This is a genomic window from Streptomyces sp. 8N616 (assembly GCF_052246385.1).
GTDB lineage: Bacteria > Actinomycetota > Actinomycetes > Streptomycetales > Streptomycetaceae > Streptomyces.
Genome location: NZ_JBQQBY010000032.1, coordinates 49,770 through 68,074, shown reverse-complemented (window position 1 = coordinate 68,074; position 18,305 = coordinate 49,770). Strand labels below are relative to the sequence as shown.

Genomic DNA, 18,305 nt, shown 5'->3' with positions numbered 1-18,305 from the left:
GGGGCCTTCCGCGTACGCGCCCGTACGCGCCCGTACGCGCTCCCCGTTACAGGTTGCCGAGCTTGATCAGGATCAGGAGGGCGATCAGCTGGATGGACGACGCGCCCAGCGCCTTCGGCCACGGCAGGTCGTGCGACTTGCTCACCATCGAGGTGAAGAGCGCGGCCGCCGCCAGCCAGGTCGCCCAGCCCAGCATCTGCACGAAGGAGCTGCTTCCGCCCAGGAACAGGGCGAAGAGCAGCCGTGGCGCATCGGTGATCGACATGATCAGCATGGAGAGGCCGACTGTCGGCTGCCAGGTGCCGTCGCCGCCCAGCTGCCGGGCCATGGTGTGGGTCACCGTGCCCATCAGCAGACCGCTGATCACCATGGCGACACCGGTTCCGACGACCGCCGGGATGCTGCTGGAGAGCGTGGTGTTGAGGGCGTTCTCGCGGAATTCGTCGAAGCCGAAGAGAGCGACCATGCCGTAGAGGAAGGTGACGATGAGCGCCGGGCCCCACACCGCGTAGTCCCGCATCTGCATGAAGGTGGGGCCGGGGCGCAGCACGATGCCGCTCAGCAGCTGCTTCCAGTGCAGGCGGGGGCCGGCGGGCGGGGCCGTGACGTGGCCGGCGCGGTACGTGCCGACGTGGTCGCCGCCGTCGCCGTAACCGTCGCCGTACGGGTCGTAGCCGCCGCCCTGGCCGTACGCGTCCGGGGCCTCGCCGATGCCGAACGCCTGGGTGTGGCCCGGGTTGTTGGCGTACGGGTCGTGGCCGGGGCCCGGGTGTCCGGCGTACGGGTCGTAGCCCTGGTCCGGGGCGCCGAAGTACTCCGGCTCGTCCCGGCCGCCACCGCGCCCCCTTTGTCCGCCTCGTCCGCTCTGTCCGCCTGGCCCGGCGCCGTACGACCACTGCTGAGCGTGCGGGGGTGCGGGCTGCCCTCCGTACTGCTGACCGTACGGCTGCTGCCCCTGCTGCTGCGCGGAGTTCCGGCCGCGTCCCATCCTGAATCGAGCCACCATTCGAACGTACCTGGTCGCGCGGATCGCCGCGGCCGGGCCGAAGGATCGGGCCCGGGTTTGCTGCCGAGCTGTGACATCCCCTAGGGGGACCCTGAGGGGATAACCGCAGCTCGGCAGGGGGGGCACAAGTGAGGCCCGCGCCGACCCAAGGCCGTCAGCCGTCAGCCGTCAGCCGTCAGCCGTCATCCCTCAGCCCTCAGCCGTCGGCTCAGTGGCTCGGCGGCTCGCCCGCCGCCCCGGCCCCGACCCCGCCCCGCCCTGACCCCGCCCGGTCCCCGCCCCGCCGTAACGGAGCCGGAACCGGCCGCCGAGTGGCGTCAGTTGGCGAAGTTCCAGCCGTACCCCGGCGAGCCCGTCGTCGAGACGCCGACGGCCGACGGGGAGAGGGAGACCGCGCCCGTCGTGCCGATGCCGGTGCCGTCGGACAGCAGTCCCGTGACGGCGCCGTTGCCGCCGTTCTCGCCCCCGGCGCCGACGGTCAGGTCCGCCTTTCCGTCGCCGTTGACGTCGGCGAGCTGGACGTCGCTGCCGAAGAGGTCCTCGGCCTCGTTGGAGCCGGGCACGCCCGCGGTGTTCTGGCTGAAGAACTGGCTGCCCGCGCTCGGGTCGAGGCCGGCCGCGGACCCGTAGACGACGGTGACGGCACCGGTGTACGCGATCCCGTCGAGGCTCTCGCCGTACGCGCCGATGGCCAGGTCCAGGTGACCGTCCCCGTTGATGTCGCCGAGGCTCAGTTCGTTCCCGAAGCCGTCCTCCGTCTCGGAGGAGCCTGGAACACCTTCGGTGTTCTGGGTGATCGTGGTCTGCTCGCCGCTCGGGCCGGAGGCCGAGCCGTGGACGACGTTGACCTTGCCGCCCGTGGACGAGCCGGGGACCTCGGAGTCCCAGCTCATGCCGATGACGATGTCGCCGTAGCCGTCGCTGTCGGTGTCGCCGATGGCGGTGATGATGCCCGCGGGGAGCTTGACCGCACCGGAGGCGTCGAGGCCGGAGGCGGAGCCGGGGACGTAGTAGTTGGCGTTCCAGTGGTTCTCGCCGCTGGGCTCCGCCTCGTAGCCGTCCACGACGAGGTCCGCGGTCAGGTCGCCGTTGACGTCGCCAGAGGTGAGGTTGAGCGGGCCGGTGTCGCCGCCGCCGAGGATCGCGGGGGTGACGGTGTAACGGCCGCCGGTGGTACCGGACTTGGCGAAGCCGCCCCGGTAGATCTGGAGGGTGGCGGAGGACGAGCCGATGGCCAGGTCGGCCTTGCCGTCGCCGTTGAAGTCGGCGGCCTCCAGGCCGCGGCCGAACCGGTCGTGCTGAGTGGGCGTCGGGTCGGGGACCGTCGTGCCGCCTGACAGGCCGGCGGCCGAGCCCCAGAGGATGACGACCGTGCCGCCGTCGGTGTCGCCGTCGACGTCCTCGCCGGCCGCGCCGGTGGCGATGTCGGCGTAGCCGTCGGCGTTGAAGTCGCCGTACGCGGTGTCGGCGCCGAAGTAGTCACCCGCCTCCGCGGTGCCGGGCACCCCGGTGCTGTTCTGGCTGATGACGGTGCGCTTGGCAGCGCTGAGGCCGGTGGCGGAGCCGTATTGGACGATGAGCTGGCCCGCCTGGGACCTGCCGCCGACGGAGGCCCCGGCCGCCGAGACGGCGACGTCCCGGTAGCCGTCGCCGTTGAAGTCGCCGTGCAGGCCGGACGGCGCGGCGGCCGCCACGCCCGCGGTGACCGCCAGCAGGCCGCCGGTGAGGGCCGTCGCGGTGGCCGTGGCCAGGCCGGCGGTGCGGAAACGCTTGTGCATGCGGAGTTCTCCTGGGCATGCGGGGATGCACACAGGCATCCCGGAGACAATGGGGCGCCAATCCGCTGCGTTCGCCCGGAGTTAACCCGAGGTTGGGTCGCGGTTGGCGATCAGGAGACCGCGACCGAGGGCCAAGGGTTGTACGGAACGGACGACTTTTTGCGTGGCCCTGCCCGCGGTCAGTCGCTCAGCACCGAGCCGAACGTGCAGTCCGCGAACGTGAAGCCGAAGGACGGTGCGCTGAAGGACGTCGCGTTGCTCGCCGTCAGCCCGGCCGCCGAGCCGCGCAGCACCCACACCGCCCCGTCCTCGTACCCGCCCGGCGTCACGTCCTCGCCGGACCCGCTGATCGCCACGTCCGCCTTGCCGTTCCCGTTGACGTCCGCGGTGTGCAGCGCGCTGCCGAAGTGGTCGCCCGCCTCGGCCGCGCCCGGCACCCCGGCCGTGGCCTGGTGGAAGGACTGCGCCCCGGCGCTCGTGAGCCCGTCCGCACCGCCCTTCAGCAGCACCACGTTCCCGGCGTTCCGCACGCCGCTCACGTCCTCGTACGGTGCGCCGGCCGCCACGTCCGCGTAGCCGTCCCCCGTCACGTCGCCGACCGCCACCGCCGCGCCGAAGTTGTCGGCGAGCTCGTTGTCGCCGGGAACGCCCGGGGTGCCCTGGTGGTACGTGATGGGGGTGCGGCCGGCGGCCGGGCCGCCGGGGCCGCCGTACCGTACGGTGACCGAACCCGCGCCGCCCGACGGGTCCGGGACGTCGTCCGCGAGCCGGCCGCCCTGGCCGGTGACCAGGTCCTCGTAGCCGTCCCGGTCGATGTCGCCCGCGGCCGCCGTGCCGCCGATGGCGGTCCTGCCGGGCGCCAGGTCCTTGTTGTACGCCACGCCGCCGGGCCCGCCCGTGTAGTAGCCGAGCCAGCTGCCGGACCCCGACGGGGAGGAGTCCGTGCCGTGCACCACCAGATCCGCGCCGTCCGTGTCGCTGAAGTCCCCCGCGATCACGTCGTCCGGGGCCACGGTCGCCCCGCCGAATCCGCCCTCGGCCTCCAGGGCGCGGGAGGGCGCGGTACGCGTGAAGCCGTCGGCGAACCACCACAGCCGGGTGCCGCTGACGACGGCGAGATTCGCTCCCCCGTCCCCGTCGAGGTCCGCCACCGCCACGCCCTGGCCGAAGGCGAAGTCCTCGGCGGAGGCGTTCTCCGCGGCTGGGCTCTCCACGGCCGTACCGCCGTGGGCGAGCCCGCCGGGGCCGCCCCAGACGACCGTCACAAGACCCTTGTTGTTGTCGCCCCCGACCCCCTCGAGCCAGGAGCCGACGACGAGGTCGGCGTACCCGTCGCCGTCCACGTCCCCGCTGGTCACCGACTCCCCGAACTGATCGGAGACTTCGGCCGCACCGGGCACGCCCGGGGAGTTCTGGGTGATGGTGACGGAACGGGAGGGCGAGACGCCGGAGGTCGAGCCGTACGTCACGACGACGTGCCCGGCGCGGGCCTTGCCTTCCACCGGCGCCTTGGGGGTTGCGGTGACGAGGTCGCGTATGCCGTCACCGTTGAAGTCGTCGCGGAGGGCGGCGGGGGCACTGGGAGCGGCGGTTGCCGTGGGGCTGACGAGCAGGGCGAGGCCGGTGGCGGCGATCACCGCCGTGGCGATGGCCAAGGTGCGTACGCGCACGGGGACTCCTGGGGACGGGGGACGGAACGCGGCGTTCCGTGGGTGTGACCCGTGAGGCGTACGAAGGGTTGTGGGGGATGGCGCGGAGGTGAACTCGATTCGGCGCGGTCGGCGTCGAAGTCGCCTGCTGCGGAAGGGGTTCGGGGTGGCGGACCCGCGAACCGACCGCTCAGCGGACCGACGAACCCGCCATGTAGTTGGGCCAGGTGTGCTGCGGCGGCAGGTAGGAGGCGACCATCTCGTCCGGGATGGTGGACGGCGCCTCCCACCCGGAGGGCGTGACGCCGTTCCCGTACGTGTCGTACGAGCCGCCGGACGTTCCGTTCCCGTCGCGGCGGTGGCGGCCCGCCCGGTCCTCGGCGCCGGCGGCCGGCTGCGCGGAGGTCAGGCGCCCCTCCGCGGACAGCTGCTGGACCCGGGTGACCAGGCGGGCGAGGTCGAGGCCGAACTCGTCCGCCAGCACCCGCAGATCGATGCCGGACTGCCAGCTGTCGATGAGGACGAGGTCCATGGCCGAGGTCCACGCCGTCTCGCGCACCACCGGGATCTCGGCGGTCGACGCCATGGGCGACTCGGGGGCGGCGGACGCCTGGACGTCGAAGTGACCGGAGGTCTGGTGGGCGTACTGCTGGTACGCGGTCTGGTGCTGCGGCTGTTGGTGCTGGGTTTGGTGGTGTTGCTGGTGGTGGTGTGACTGCTGGTGTGATTGGTGCTGCGGGGCGTGGGCGGGGGGCGGTGGCGTGGCCGACGCCTGGGGCGATGCCTGTGCGGAGTGGGCGCCGTGGGAGATGTGGGAGGTGTGAGCGGCGTGCGTTCCGTGCGCGGTCTCGTGCGCCGGGGCGGGCCCGCTCTCCGCCGGCCCGGCCGCCGCGGCGGCGGCCAGGACGTCCTCGGCCATGCGCCGTGCGTCCTCCTTGCCGACGGTGCGGCGCGCAACGCGGACCTCGCGCTCGCTCAGCCCGAGCAGATCCGCGACTGCGCTGTCACTGCCGACGGTCACGGCGAAGGCGGCGAGCAGGCGCGATCGGTGCGCCTGCGTCTCGTCCAGCGCACTCTGCGCCGAGCGCACGTGCTCATCGCTGAGGCAGAACGCCTCTGCAAGGACGGTGTTCCGGTTCCACAACTGCCGCGGCTCCATGCCGGAACCAACGCCCGGGAGGAACTCAGGAAATCACCAGGACGGCGGCAACTACCCAAAGGGACGATTCTTCGCACTGGCGGCACTAAGGACATAAGGATGGTCGGACATTTCCCCCGCATGGCGTGCGGGTCGCACATGCGAGCCCGAAGGCGCGCCGCACGTGCGCGGTGCGAGTGGTGGCCGGGCGCGCCGCCTGCTGCCTGGGCCAGCGCATTGTTCTGCCCTGCGTCGCAGCCGGTCGACGGCAGGTCATGTCCGACGGATCGCGTCCGACCCGGTTCGCCGGGCATGGCGCCCGGGCCACCCGCACGCCCGTTCAGGGGCGAAGGTTCGGCGCGATCCCTCGCACGGTGTGCGGGTCGTACATGCGAGCCCCGAGGCCCGTCGCACCTGTGCGGTACGTGTGGTGGCCGGGCGGCGCCTGCTGCCTCGGTCACGGCGTGTCCTGCCTCGCGTCGCAGCCGGTCCGCACCAGGTCATGTCCGGTGGATCGCGTTGACGCCGCTCGCCGGTCTGGCGAGCCGGGGTGCCCGCACGCCGCGGAAGGTCTGGCGCGAAGCGCCGAGTCGGGGGGCGGGCGTAGCTGGGAGAAGCCCGGCCGCAGGCGTCTAGATCCGCCGGAAGGGCCTCAGTCGTCGATTGCCGCGCCGAAGCGCGCGTCCGAGGACGGGGCGCCCAGTGAGCCGCCGCCGTATGTCCACGAGCCGGAGGCCGTCACGCCGCCCGAGCCCGCCGGGAAGACCCACACCACACCGTCCTCGGTGTTCTCGCCGGGGGCCGAGGCGAGCAGGCCGAACCTGCCGTCCCCGTTCGGGTCCACGAGGCGGACCTGGCCGCCGAAGCGGTCCGCCTTCTCGGCCGTTCCCGGCACCGCCGCCGTGTTCTGGTTGAAGTCCTCGACCTCCGCCGTCGTCAGGCCGCCGCCCGAGCCGCGCAGCACCCAGACCGCGCCCGCGTCGGCGATCGTGCCGATGTCCTCGCCCGCGGCCCCGATGGCCAGGTCGGCGTACCCGTCGCCGTCCGTGTCGCCCAGCGACAGGTCGGTGCCCCAGCCGTCACCGCGCTCGGCCGCGCCCGGCACGCCCGCGGAGTCCTGGGTCCACCACTGCGGCGGGCTGCCGGGCCCCTCGGTGCCCGCGCCGCCGTAATAGACGCCGATGAGGCCGCCGGTCAGCGCTTCTCCGCCCTCGTCGGGGCTGTTCGGCTCTCCGGTGACCAGGTCGTCGTAGCCGTCGGCGTTGATGTCGCCGGAGGCGGCGACGGGCCCGCCGCGCAGGTCGCGGCCGTAGACCAGGCCGTCCTGCTGCCCCGCGAAGAAGACGGACCAGCCGTGGCCCGGCTCCTCGCCCGCGCTCACGCCGGACACGACGAGGTCGGCGTAGCCGTTGTCGTCGTAGTCGCCGGTGGTGAGCGACTTCGGCACGATCTCCTGGCCTTCCTCAGCCTGCCGGCCCTCCTCGGCCATCGTCGACCGGCCGGTGTCGCTGAGGGGCGCCCGCTCCCCGGCCCCGGTCGCCTTGCGGGCCGCACCCGGCTGCGGGGCGGGCTCGAAGCCGTACAGCTCCAGGTCGTCGCGGTCGAGTACGGCCAGCAGGTCGCCCGGTGTCTCGCCGGTGAAGTGAGCCGCGGCCATGCCCGTGCCGAAGTTCTGCCCGGCCGCGGGCGCGGCGGACTCCAGCCACTGGGCGGCTGCCCCGCTCAGCCCCTGCGGCGAGCCCCACAGGATGACGATGCCGCCCGCGTCGGCCACGGCGCCGATGTCCTCGCCCGGGATTCCGACGATCGCGTCGTCGTAGCCGTCCCCGTCGAGGTCGCCGGAGGCCAGGGCCCTTGCGAAGGCGTCGCCCGCCTCGGCCGCGCCCGGGACGCCCGCGGTGTCCTGATGGATGACAGCGCGGCTGCTGGTGGTGATGCCGCGGGGCGAGCCGTACTGGACCGTCACGTAACCGGCGCCCCGGTCGCCGCCCACCGTGGCGCCGGGCGCGCCGGTGAGGACGTCCTCGTATCCGTCGCCGTTGAAGTCGGTGTTGCGGTCGTTGGCATGGGTACCGCCGGGGGTGCCCGCTTGGGCGGCGGGGGCGGCGGTGATCGCGGCGCCGGCCAGCAGGAGGAAGGAGGCCGCGGCGACGGCGGCCGGACGATTTCTGCGCACGGAACGGCTCCTTGTGATGAGGAACGCCGGGCTGGCGCGGGGGGTGGCCGGAAAGGGCCCGTCCTCACCGGTGCCTGTTGGACGGCGGATGAGGCGGAAGGGTTGTAAAGGGCGTAAGCGGGTGTAAGTGCTGTGAGGGTCGTGATGGATGAGTCCTGCGGGAGTGCTGTGGCGCAGCGAGCGGCGGTACGGGTGCGGCTGCCGGGCCCGTTCGTCCAGCTGCCGCGCTCCGTACGTGAGGCCGCCGGGGACCGTACGGCCCGATGCGCGGAGACCGTACGGCCCGATGCCCGGGGCGAACGGCGCGATGCCAGGGGGCGCACGGCCGGACGCCTTGCAGCACACCAGTCGCCCACTGGCGGCGGGCAGTGCTAGAAAGGGGGACATGGCCGGTCCTTTCGGCCGATCCTGGGTCTCGTCGGTCCGCTCGTCGCTCGCCGCCCGGCGGCGCCCAAGTCGTCGGCGCGAGCGCGCGCGCTCCGTGCTGAGCGGACGCACCGTCGCCGGCCAGGTCTTCATCCTGCAGGTCGTGCTGGTGGTGCTCCTGGTCGCCGGTGCCGTCGTGGCGCTCGTGCTGCAGTCCAGGAGCGACAGTGACCGGGAGGCCCGCCACCGCTCGGTGGCCGTCGCGGAGGCCTTCGCGCGCTCCCCGGAACTCGAGGAAGTCCTGAGCGGCCCCGACCCGAGCGCGGTGCTGCAGCCGATCACCGAGCAGACCCGGAGGGCGGCCGGTGTCGACTTCATCGTCGTCATGGACACGAAGGGAATCCGGTACACCCACCCCCTCCCCGACCGGATCGGGAAGAGGTTCGTCGGCACCATCGAGCCGTCGCTGGCCGGACGCGTCCTCGTCGAGAGCGTCGACGGTCCGCTCGGCGAGGAGGTGCAGGCCGTCGTCCCCGTGAGGGGCGAGAACGGCAAGGTCGTGGGCCTGGTCTCGGCCGGACTCAAGGTCGCGAACGTGACCGGCCAGCTCAACCGGCACCTGCCGGTGATCCTCGGCAGCGGCGCGGCGGCACTCGCCCTCGGCGCGGTCAGCACGGCGCTCATCACGCGGCGGCTGCGCCGTCAGACGCACGGCCTGGACCCGGCCGAGATGTTCCGGATGTACGAGCACCACGACGCGGTCCTGCACGCCGTACGCGAGGGTGTGCTGATCGTGGGCGGCGACGGTCGGCTGGTGCTCGCCAACGACGAGGCGCGGCGGCTGCTCGACCTGCCTCCGGACGCGGAGGGGCGGCATGCCAACGACCTCGGCCTCGATCCCCGTACGGCCCAGCTGCTGGCGTCGGGGCGGGTCGCCTCGGACGAGGTGCACCTGTCGGGCGACCGGCTGCTGGCCGTGAACCTCCGGCCGACAGACGTGGCAGGCGGGCCGCCGGGCAGCGTGGCGACGCTGCGCGACACCACCGAGCTGCGGGCGCTCTCCGGCCGCGCCGACGTCGCGCGCAAGCGCCTGAAGCTGCTGTACGACGCGGGGGTGCGGATCGGCACGACGCTGGATGTGGCGCGGACGGCCGAGGAGCTGGCCGAGTTCGCCGTTCCCCGCTTCGCTGATTACGTGACCATCGACCTGACCGAGCCCGTGCTGCGTGGCGAGGAGTCCATGGCCCCGCGCTCGGGGCCCCACCCCATGCGCCGCACGGCGCTCAGCGGTATCCGCGACGACCCTCCGTTCTACCCGCTCGGGCAGCTGATCACCTTCGTTCCCAGCACACCGCAGGGCGCGGGCTTCGCCACTGGCCAGACAGTGGTCGAGGCGGACATGACCGCATTCAGCGGGTGGCAGACGCAGGACCCCAGCCGGGCACGGAAGATCGTCGAGTTCGGGATCCACTCGATGATGGCGGTCCCGCTGCGCGCCCGGGGAGACATTCTGGGCATGGCCACGTTCTGGCGCTCGGTGAAGCCCGATCCCTTCGACGAGGAGGACCTGTCCCTCGCCGAGGAGCTGACTGCCCGCGCCGCGCTGTGCATCGACAACGCCCGGCGGTACACGCGCGAGCACACCATGGCGGTGACGCTGCAGCGCAGCCTGCTGCCGCGGATCCTGCCCGAGCAGAGCGCGCTGGACGTCGCGTACCGCTATCTGCCGGCGCAGGCGGGCGTGGGCGGCGACTGGTTCGACGTCATCCCGCTGCCGGGCGCGCGGGTGGCGCTGGTGGTGGGCGACGTGGTCGGCCACGGGCTGCACGCCGCGGCGACGATGGGCCGCCTGCGGACCGCGGTGCACAACTTCTCCACCCTCGACCTGCCACCCGACGAGCTGCTCTGGCACCTCGACGAGCTGGTCGCCCGTATCGACCAGGGCGAGGCGTCCCACGACGGCGGCACCGTGCCGATCACCGGGGCCACCTGCCTGTACGCGATCTACGACCCGGGCTCCCAGCGCTGCACGATGGCCAGGGCCGGTCACCCGGAACCGGCGGTCGTCCACCCCGACGGCAGCGTGGAGTTCACCGAGCTGCCCACCAGCCCACCGCTCGGGCTCGGCGGCCTGCCCTTCGAGACGGCGGAGCTGCAGCTGCCCGAGGGCAGCCGTCTCGTCCTCTACACGGACGGGCTCGTCGAGAACCGCGACCGGGACTTCGACGAGGGCCTGACGCTGCTGCACCGCGCCCTGGAGACCCACCCGGACCGTACGCCGGAGGAGACCTGCGAGGCGGTGCTCGACGTGCTGATGCCGGAGCGGCCGAGCGACGACATCGCGCTGCTCGTTGCCCGTACGCGGGTGCTGAAGGGCGCGCGGGTCGCCCAGTGGGACGTGCCGTCCGATCCGTCGGCCGTTGCGCGGGTGCGCGCCGCGGTGGCGGAGAAGCTGGACGAGTGGGATCTGGGCGACGTGGCCTTCACGACCGAGCTCATCATCAGCGAGCTGATCACCAACGCCATCCGCTACGCGAGCGCGCCGATCCGGCTGCGGCTGGTCCGCGACCGGACGCTGATCTGCGAGGTCTCCGACGGCAGCAGCACGTCGCCGCACCTGCGGCGGGCTGCGACGACGGACGAGGGCGGCCGCGGGCTGTTCCTGGTCGCGCAGTTCGCGGAGCGCTGGGGGACGCGGTATACGGCCGAGGGGAAGGTCATCTGGACCGAGCAGCCGCTGCCGCAGTCGGCCGTGAACGCCTGAGCAGCCGCTGCCGTCGTGGGCAGCGGCTGCTCGGGCTCGCTCATCCGGGGCCGCGCGTACGGTTCCGCTCGTACGGTCGGCCCGTACAGCTCACTTCACCGGCTGGGGCTCCGGCTCCTCGGCCGTCTCGCCGTCGCCCTCCGGCTCTGCCGGGGTCTTCACGGAGTCCAGCAGCAGCTGGGCCACGTCCACGACCTGGAGGTCCTCCTTGGCCTTCCCGTCGTTCTTCTTGCCGTTGACCGAGTCGGTCAGCATGACCAGGCAGAACGGGCAGGCGGTCGAGACGATGTCCGGGTTGAGGGACAGCGCCTCGTCCACACGCTCGGTGTTGATGCGCTTGCCGATCCGCTCTTCCATCCACATCCGCGCACCGCCGGCGCCGCAGCAGAAGCCGCGCTCCTTGTGCCGGTGCATCTCCTCGTTCCGCAGGCCAGGCACCTTGGCGATGATCTCCCGCGGCGGCGTGTAGACCTTGTTGTGGCGGCCCAGGTAGCAGGGGTCGTGGTACGTGATGAGGCCCTCGACCGGGGTCACCGGGATCAGCTTGCCCTCGTCGACGAGGTGCTGGAGCAGCTGGGTGTGGTGGATGACCTCGTACTCGCCGCCCAGCTGCGGGTACTCGTTGGCGATCGTGTTGAAGCAGTGCGGGCAGGTCGCGACGATCTTCTTCTTGGACTTCTCGACGACGACACCCTCGTCCGCGTCCTCACCGAAGGCCATGTTCAGCATCTCGACGTTCTGCTGGCCGAGCTGCTGGAAGAGGAACTCGTTGCCCAGGCGGCGGGCCGAGTCACCGGTGCACGCCTCGTCGCCGCCCATGATCGCGAACTTGACGCCCGCGATGTGCAGCAGCTCCGCGAAGGCCTTGGTGGTCTTCTTGGCCCGGTCCTCCAGGGCGCCCGCGCAGCCGACCCAGTAGAGGTAGTCGACCTCGGTCAGGTCCTCGATGTCCTTGCCGACGACCGGGACCTCGAAGCCGACCTCCTTGGTCCACTCCAGCCGCTGCTTCTTGGCCAGGCCCCAGGGGTTGCCCTTCTTCTCCAGGTTCTTGAGCATCGTGCCCGCCTCGGAGGGGAAGCTGGACTCGATCATGACCTGGTAGCGCCGCATGTCGACGATGTGGTCGACGTGCTCGATGTCCACCGGGCACTGCTCGACGCAGGCGCCGCAGGTGGTGCAGGACCACAGCACGTCCGGGTCGATGACGCCGTTCTCCTCGAGGGTCCCGATCAGCGGCCGCTCGGCCTCGGCGAGGGCCGACGCCGGGACGTCCTTGAGCTGCTCCTCGGTCGCCTTCTCCTCGCCCTCCATGTCCTTGCCGCCGCCCGCGAGCAGATACGGGGCCTTGGCGTGCGCGTGGTCGCGGAGCGACATGATCAGCAGCTTGGGGGAGAGGGGCTTGCCGGTGTTCCAGGCGGGGCACTGCGACTGGCAGCGGCCGCACTCCGTACAGGTGGAGAAGTCGAGAATGCCCTTCCAGGAGAAGTGCTCGACCTGCGAGACGCCGAACTGGTCGTCCTCGCCCGGGTCTTCGAAGTCGATCGGCTTGCCGCCGGAGACCATCGGCTGGAGCGCGCCGAGCGCGACATCGCCGTCCGCCTCGCGCTTGAACCAGATGTTGGGGAAGGCCAGGAAGCGGTGCCAGGCCACGCCCATATTGATGTTGAGCGAGACCGTGATCATCCAGATCATGGTCGTGCCGAGCTTGATCATCGCGAAGAGATAGACGAGGTTCTGCAGCGTGGAGAGGCTCAGCCCGTCGAGGGCCGCGGTGATCGGGTACGACACGAAGTACGCGGCTTCGTAGTGGTCGACGCCGTGCAGCGCGCCTTCGAGGGCGCGCAGCATCAGGATGGCGAGGCCGATCAGGAAGATGACGTACTCGACGAAGTACGCCTGCCATGCGGTCGAGCCTGCGAAGCGCGACTTGCGGCCGGCCCGCGAGGGCAGGTTGAGCAGCCGGATCACCATGAGTGTGCCGATGCCGAGCGTCGTCATCGCCCCGATGAACTCGATGTAGAGCTCGTAGGGGAGGAAACCTCCGATGAGCGGCAGCGTCCAGTCCGCCTCGAAGAGCTGTCCGTACGCGGTGAGGATCGTCGGCGGCAGCGTGAGGAAGCCGATCGCCACGAACCAGTGGGCGATGCCGACGATGCCCCACTTGTTCATGCGGGTGTGCCCGAGGAACTCCCTCACCAGCGTCACGCTGCGCTGGTACGGGTTGTCGGTCCGGCTGCCCGCCGGGACGGGCTGGCCGAGCTTGAAGAAGCGCACGAACTGCGCGACGGCGCGGCCGAGCAGGGCAACGCCGACTGCCGTGAGGACCAGCGACACGATGATCGCGGCGAGTTGCATGGGAGGGCTCCTCGGGCCTGCGAGAGCGAGATTACTAAGCGGTAACTTATCTCTAGTCTGCCTGACATTACCCAGGATCGCAGGCCGCCTGAAGTCGCCCGGCCGGTGATCTGTGTCGCCCAGGCAACCCTTTCCCTCCATGCCTCGTCTCGCTTGACAGGGCACTGACAGGATCCAGGGCACAAGAGTTGAGCAAGGCTGACTCAGGTCTGTTGACAGGGAGATGTGGATCATGCACGCTTGAGCCTGTTCGGCTCAAGTCAGCAGTCAGCTGGAGGAAAGTAACCATGGCACGTGCGGTCGGCATCGACCTGGGCACGACGAACTCCGTCGTCAGTGTTCTCGAAGGCGGTGAGCCCACCGTCATCACCAACGCCGAGGGCGCCAGGACCACGCCGTCCGTCGTGGCCTTCGCCAAGAACGGCGAGGTGCTGGTCGGCGAGGTGGCCAAGCGCCAGGCTGTCACCAATGTGGACAGGACGATCCGTTCGGTCAAGCGCCACATGGGCACCGACTGGAAGATCAACCTGGACGGCAAGGACTTCAACCCCCAGCAGATCTCCGCGTTCGTCCTGCAGAAGCTGAAGCGGGACGCCGAGTCGTACCTGGGCGAGAAGGTCACCGACGCGGTGATCACCGTTCCGGCGTACTTCAACGACCACGAGCGCCAGGCCACCAAGGAGGCCGGCGAGATCGCGGGCCTGAATGTGCTGCGGATCGTGAACGAGCCGACCGCGGCCGCGCTCGCGTACGGCCTGGAGAAGGAAGACCAGACCATCCTGGTCTTCGACCTCGGCGGTGGCACCTTCGACGTCTCGCTCCTGGAGATCGGCGACGGCGTGGTGGAGGTCAAGGCCACCAACGGCGACAACCACCTCGGTGGTGACGACTGGGACCAGCGCATCGTCGACTTCCTGGTCAAGCAGTTCGCGAACGGCCACGGCGTGGACCTGTCCAAGGACAAGATGGCCCTCCAGCGCCTCCGTGAGGCCGCGGAGAAGGCCAAGATCGAGCTGTCCTCGTCCACCGAGACCACGATCAACCTGCCCTACATCACGGCGTCCGCCGAGGGTCCGCTGCACCTGGACGAGAAGCTCACCCGCGCTCAGTTCCAGCAGCTGACCACCGACCTGCTCGAGCGCTGCAAGACCCCGTTCCACAACGTCATCAAGGACGCCGGCATCCAGCTGTCCGAGATCGACCACGTGGTCCTGGTCGGCGGCTCGACCCGTATGCCGGCCGTGGCCGAGCTCGTCAAGGAGCTGACCGGCGGCAAGGAGGCCAACAAGGGCGTCAACCCGGACGAGGTCGTCGCCATCGGCGCCTCGCTCCAGGCCGGTGTCCTCAAGGGCGAGGTCAAGGACGTCCTGCTGCTGGACGTCACCCCGCTGTCCCTCGGCATCGAGACCAAGGGCGGCATCATGACCAAGCTGATCGAGCGCAACACGACCATTCCGACCAAGCGCTCGGAGATCTTCACGACGGCCGAGGACAACCAGCCGTCCGTGCAGATCCAGGTCTACCAGGGCGAGCGGGAGATCGCGGCGTACAACAAGAAGCTCGGGATGTTCGAGCTGACCGGCCTGCCGCCCGCCCCGCGCGGTGTCCCGCAGATCGAGGTCACCTTCGACATCGACGCCAACGGCATCATGCACGTGGCCGCGAAGGACCTCGGCACGGGCAAGGAGCAGAAGATGACCGTCACCGGCGGCTCCGCGCTGCCGAAGGACGACATCGACCGCATGATGCGCGAGGCCGAGCAGTACGCGGAGGAGGACCACAAGCGCCGCGAGGCCGCCGAGACCCGCAACCAGGCCGAGCAGCTGGTCTACCAGACCGAGAAGTTCCTCAAGGACAATGAGGACAAGGTCCCGGGCGACGTGAAGACCGAGGTCGAGGAGGCCGTCGGCGAGCTGAAGGAGAAGCTCGAGGGCGACGACACCGCCGAGATCCGCACCGCGACCGAGAAGGTCGCCGCCGTCAGCCAGAAGCTGGGCCAGGCGATGTACGCCAACGCCCAGGCCGAGGGCGCGGGCGCGGCCGGGGCCGGTGCGGGCGCCGCGGGTCCTGACGGCGCGAAGCCCGAGGACGACGTGGTGGACGCCGAGATCGTGGACGACGAGAAGCCGAAGGATGGTGCCGCGTGACGGAGGAGACCCCGGGCTTCGAAGAGCGGCCCGACGTCCCTCCCTCCTCGCCCCCCTTCGGCGAGGAGGGGCCCACCTCGCCTGCCCAGGGTCCGGGCCGCCAGGGTCCGGACGAGGCAGCGAAGGCCAACGGGTCCGCCGAGCAGGCGGGCCCGGCGGCCCGGGCCGGGGACGAGCTGCAGACAGTGGGCCTGCAGGCACAGCTGGACCAGGTGCGCACGGCGCTGAACGAGCGCACGGCCGACCTCCAGCGGCTCCAGGCCGAGTACCAGAACTACCGCCGCAGGGTCGAGCGGGACCGGATCACGGTCAAGGAGATCGCCATCGCGAACCTCCTGACCGAACTGCTTCCGGTGCTCGACGACATCGGACGCGCGCGGGAACACGGTGAGCTGGTCGGCGGGTTCAAGTCCGTCGCCGAGTCGCTGGAGACCATCGCCGCCAAGATGGGCCTCCAGCAGTTCGGCAAGGAGGGCGAGCCCTTCGACCCGCTGGTCCATGAGGCGCTGATGCACAGTTATGCGCCGGACGTCACGGAGACCACGTGCGTGTCCATCCTGCAGCCGGGGTATCGCATCGGCGAACGGACGATCCGCCCCGCGCGGGTCGCGGTCGCCGAACCGCAGCCCGGCGCGCAGCCCAAGGGCGGTGCGGCCGGTGGTGCGGAAGGTGACGACCGGGCGCCGGACGAGGAGAGCGGTGGCCCGGACGAGGGCTGACGCAGCAGCTGGTGTGAGAGCAGGAGAGGAGGGACGTCGGGGATGAGCCTGAGCAGGGACTTGCTGGAAAAGGACCTCTACAAGGTCCTCGGCGTCCCCAAGGACGCCACCGAGGCGGAGATCAAGAAGGCGTACCGGAAGCTCGCCCGCGAGTACCACCCGGACGCCAACAAGGGCGACGCCAGGGCCGAGGAGCGCTTCAAGGAGATCTCCGAGGCCAATGACGTGCTGGCCGACCCCAAGCGCCGCAAGGAGTACGACGAGGCGCGCGCGCTGTTCGGGAACGGCGGCTTCCGCCCCGGCCCCGGCGCGGGCGGCCCCGGCGGCTTCAACTTCGACCTGGGCGACCTCTTCGGGGGCACTCCCCAGGGCGGGGCAGGCGGCGCGGGCGGCTTCGGCGGCGGTCTCGGTGACGTCTTCGGCGGGCTGTTCAACCGCGGCGGTCCCGGGACCCGTACCCAGCCGCGGCGCGGCCAGGACATCGAGTCCGAGGTCACGCTGAGCTTCACCGAGGCGGTGGACGGGGCCACGGTCCCGCTGCGGATGTCCAGTTCGGCGGCGTGCAAGGCCTGCTCGGGCACCGGCGACAAAAACGGTACGCCTCGGGTGTGCCCGACCTGCGTGGGCACCGGCCAGGTCTCGCGCGGCGGCGGTGGCGGCTTCTCGCTCACCGACCCCTGCGTGGAGTGCAAGGGCCGCGGGCTGATCGCCCAGGACCCGTGCGAGGTCTGCAAGGGCAGCGGGCGGGCCACCAGCTCCCGCACCATGCAGGTCCGGATCCCGGCGGGCGTCGCGGACGGCCAGCGGATCCGGCTGCGCGGCAAGGGCGCGCCGGGCGAGCGCGGCGGCCCCAACGGCGATCTGTACGTGGTCGTGAACGTCGACCCGCACCCGGTGTTCGGGCGCAAGGGCGACAACCTCACCGTCACCGTGCCCGTCACGTATCCGGAGGCGGCGCTCGGCGGCGAGATCAAGGTACCCACCCTCGGCGGGCCGCCGGTGACGCTCAGGCTGCCGCCCGGCACGCCGAACGGGCGGACGATGCGCGCCCGCGGCAAGGGCGCGGTGCGCAAGGACGGCACCCGCGGCGACCTGCTGGTCACCGTCGAGGTGGCCGTTCCCAAGGACCTCGGCGAGAAGGCGAAGGAAGCCCTGGAGGCGTTCGCCGAGGCCACCGCGGGTCACGACCCGCGGGCGGAGCTGTTCCAGGCCGCGAAGGGAGCATGAGATGGACGGCCGAGGAATGCCAGGAGGCAGGGGCGGCAGGAGCCGGAACCCCTACGAGCTCACCGACGACTCGCCCGTCTACGTCATCTCGGTGGCGGCCCAGCTGTCGGGTCTGCATCCGCAGACCCTGCGGCAGTACGACCGTCTCGGCCTGGTCTCCCCGGACCGTACGGCGGGGCGCGGCCGCCGCTACTCGGCCCGGGACATCGAGCTGCTCCGGCAGGTGCAGCAGCTGTCCCAGGACGAGGGCATCAACCTCGCCGGCATCAAGCGCATCATCGAGCTGGAGAACCAGGTGACCGCGCTGCAGGCGCGCGTGGCCGAGCTCCAGCAGGCGCTGGAGGGCGCGGCGGCGACGATGCAGCAGCGCGAGGCCGCGGTGCACGCCTCGTACCGCCGCGACCTGGTGCCGTATCAGGACGTCCAGCAGACCAGCGCGCTGGTCGTCTGGCGCCCGAAGCGGCCGGAGTAGGAGTAGCCCGGCAAGGCCTGGTCGGCCCGCATTGCCTGGAAAGGGACCGTCAGCCCCTCCTTGGGGCCGACGGTCCCTTTGTGCCGTATGGGCCCCGAGTCGCACGATGGAGGTATGTCTTTGAAGGGAGGTACGGACATGCTGGAAGTCAAGACGATCGACAAGCCGGATGAGCGGCGCGACTTCCCCCGCGGCCACCTCGAAGCCCTACATCTGACCGGGCTGGACTTCGCCGTGGCCACCTTCGAGCCCGGCTGGCGCTGGTCGGAGTCCGTGGCACCGATCGCCGGGACGAAGAGCTGCCAGGTGCACCACAACGGGTTCATCGTGCACGGCCGGATGCGCGTCCGCATGGACGACGGCCAGGAGTCCGAGGTCGGACCCGGCGACGTGTTCGTCGCCTCGCCCGGGCACGACGCCTGGGTTGTGGGCGACGAGCCGGTCGTGGCGTACGACTTCGCCGGACAGACGGCGACGGAGTACGCAAAGCCGAGGGAAGGCGAGTAAT

General features: G+C 71.3%; 12 protein-coding genes. 6 read left to right on the top strand and 6 right to left on the bottom strand.

What is annotated here, in order from left to right; translation table 11 throughout:
- Window positions 1-46 precede the first annotated feature (46 nt).
- The 5 genes from ACTWQC_RS26360 to ACTWQC_RS26340 form a co-directional block, all read right to left on the bottom strand.
- A complete protein-coding gene (locus tag ACTWQC_RS26360) occupies window positions 47-988 on the bottom strand; it encodes a Yip1 family protein (protein ID WP_443318289.1) in 942 nt (313 codons plus the stop codon).
- A 335-nt stretch (window positions 989-1,323) separates the two neighbouring features.
- Window positions 1,324-2,784: an FG-GAP and VCBS repeat-containing protein gene (locus tag ACTWQC_RS26355; RefSeq protein WP_443318288.1), complete on the bottom strand. Its 1,461-nt coding sequence runs from the start codon at window positions 2,782-2,784 to the stop codon at window positions 1,324-1,326.
- 179 nt (window positions 2,785-2,963) lie between these two features.
- Window positions 2,964-4,454, bottom strand: a complete 1,491-nt coding sequence (locus ACTWQC_RS26350) for an FG-GAP repeat protein (protein WP_443318287.1) — start codon at window positions 4,452-4,454, stop codon at window positions 2,964-2,966.
- A gap of 169 nt (window positions 4,455-4,623) precedes the next feature.
- On the bottom strand, window positions 4,624-5,592 hold the full coding sequence (locus ACTWQC_RS26345; RefSeq protein WP_443318286.1) for a hypothetical protein: 969 nt from the start codon (window positions 5,590-5,592) through the stop codon (window positions 4,624-4,626).
- Between the two features lie 631 nt (window positions 5,593-6,223).
- Complete coding sequence (locus ACTWQC_RS26340) at window positions 6,224-7,747, bottom strand: FG-GAP repeat protein (RefSeq protein WP_443318285.1); 1,524 nt, start codon at window positions 7,745-7,747, stop codon at window positions 6,224-6,226.
- Between the two features lie 385 nt (window positions 7,748-8,132).
- On the opposite strand from ACTWQC_RS26340, the gene ACTWQC_RS26335 reads away from it, so the two are divergent.
- The gene (locus tag ACTWQC_RS26335; RefSeq protein ID WP_443318284.1) at window positions 8,133-10,877 is read left to right on the top strand and encodes a SpoIIE family protein phosphatase; all 2,745 of its coding nucleotides are present in this window, start codon (window positions 8,133-8,135) and stop codon (window positions 10,875-10,877) included.
- Between the two features lie 90 nt (window positions 10,878-10,967).
- On the opposite strand, the gene ACTWQC_RS26330 is transcribed toward ACTWQC_RS26335, so the two are convergent.
- Window positions 10,968-13,232 (bottom strand): heterodisulfide reductase-related iron-sulfur binding cluster, encoded by a 2,265-nt coding sequence (locus ACTWQC_RS26330; RefSeq protein WP_443318283.1) that lies wholly within the window; start codon window positions 13,230-13,232, stop codon window positions 10,968-10,970.
- Between the two features lie 287 nt (window positions 13,233-13,519).
- On the opposite strand from ACTWQC_RS26330, the gene dnaK reads away from it, so the two are divergent.
- The 5 genes from dnaK to ACTWQC_RS26305 all read left to right on the top strand — a co-directional run bounded on the left by dnaK (window position 13,520) and on the right by ACTWQC_RS26305 (window position 18,304).
- The gene (gene dnaK / locus ACTWQC_RS26325) at window positions 13,520-15,379 is read left to right on the top strand and encodes a molecular chaperone DnaK (RefSeq protein ID WP_443318282.1); all 1,860 of its coding nucleotides are present in this window, start codon (window positions 13,520-13,522) and stop codon (window positions 15,377-15,379) included.
- Window positions 15,376-16,098 (top strand): nucleotide exchange factor GrpE, encoded by a 723-nt coding sequence (gene grpE / locus ACTWQC_RS26320; RefSeq protein ID WP_443318281.1) that lies wholly within the window; start codon window positions 15,376-15,378, stop codon window positions 16,096-16,098. Before dnaK ends, grpE begins: the two co-directional genes overlap by 4 nt.
- Window positions 16,099-16,140: 42 nt before the next feature.
- Window positions 16,141-17,325 (top strand): molecular chaperone DnaJ, encoded by a 1,185-nt coding sequence (gene dnaJ, locus ACTWQC_RS26315; protein ID WP_443318280.1) that lies wholly within the window; start codon window positions 16,141-16,143, stop codon window positions 17,323-17,325.
- Between the two features lies 1 nt (window position 17,326).
- Window positions 17,327-17,797, top strand: a complete 471-nt coding sequence (locus tag ACTWQC_RS26310; protein WP_443318278.1) for a heat shock protein transcriptional repressor HspR — start codon at window positions 17,327-17,329, stop codon at window positions 17,795-17,797.
- Between the two features lie 138 nt (window positions 17,798-17,935).
- Window positions 17,936-18,304 (top strand): cupin domain-containing protein, encoded by a 369-nt coding sequence (locus ACTWQC_RS26305; protein WP_443318277.1) that lies wholly within the window; start codon window positions 17,936-17,938, stop codon window positions 18,302-18,304.
- Window position 18,305: the final 1 nt, after the last annotated feature.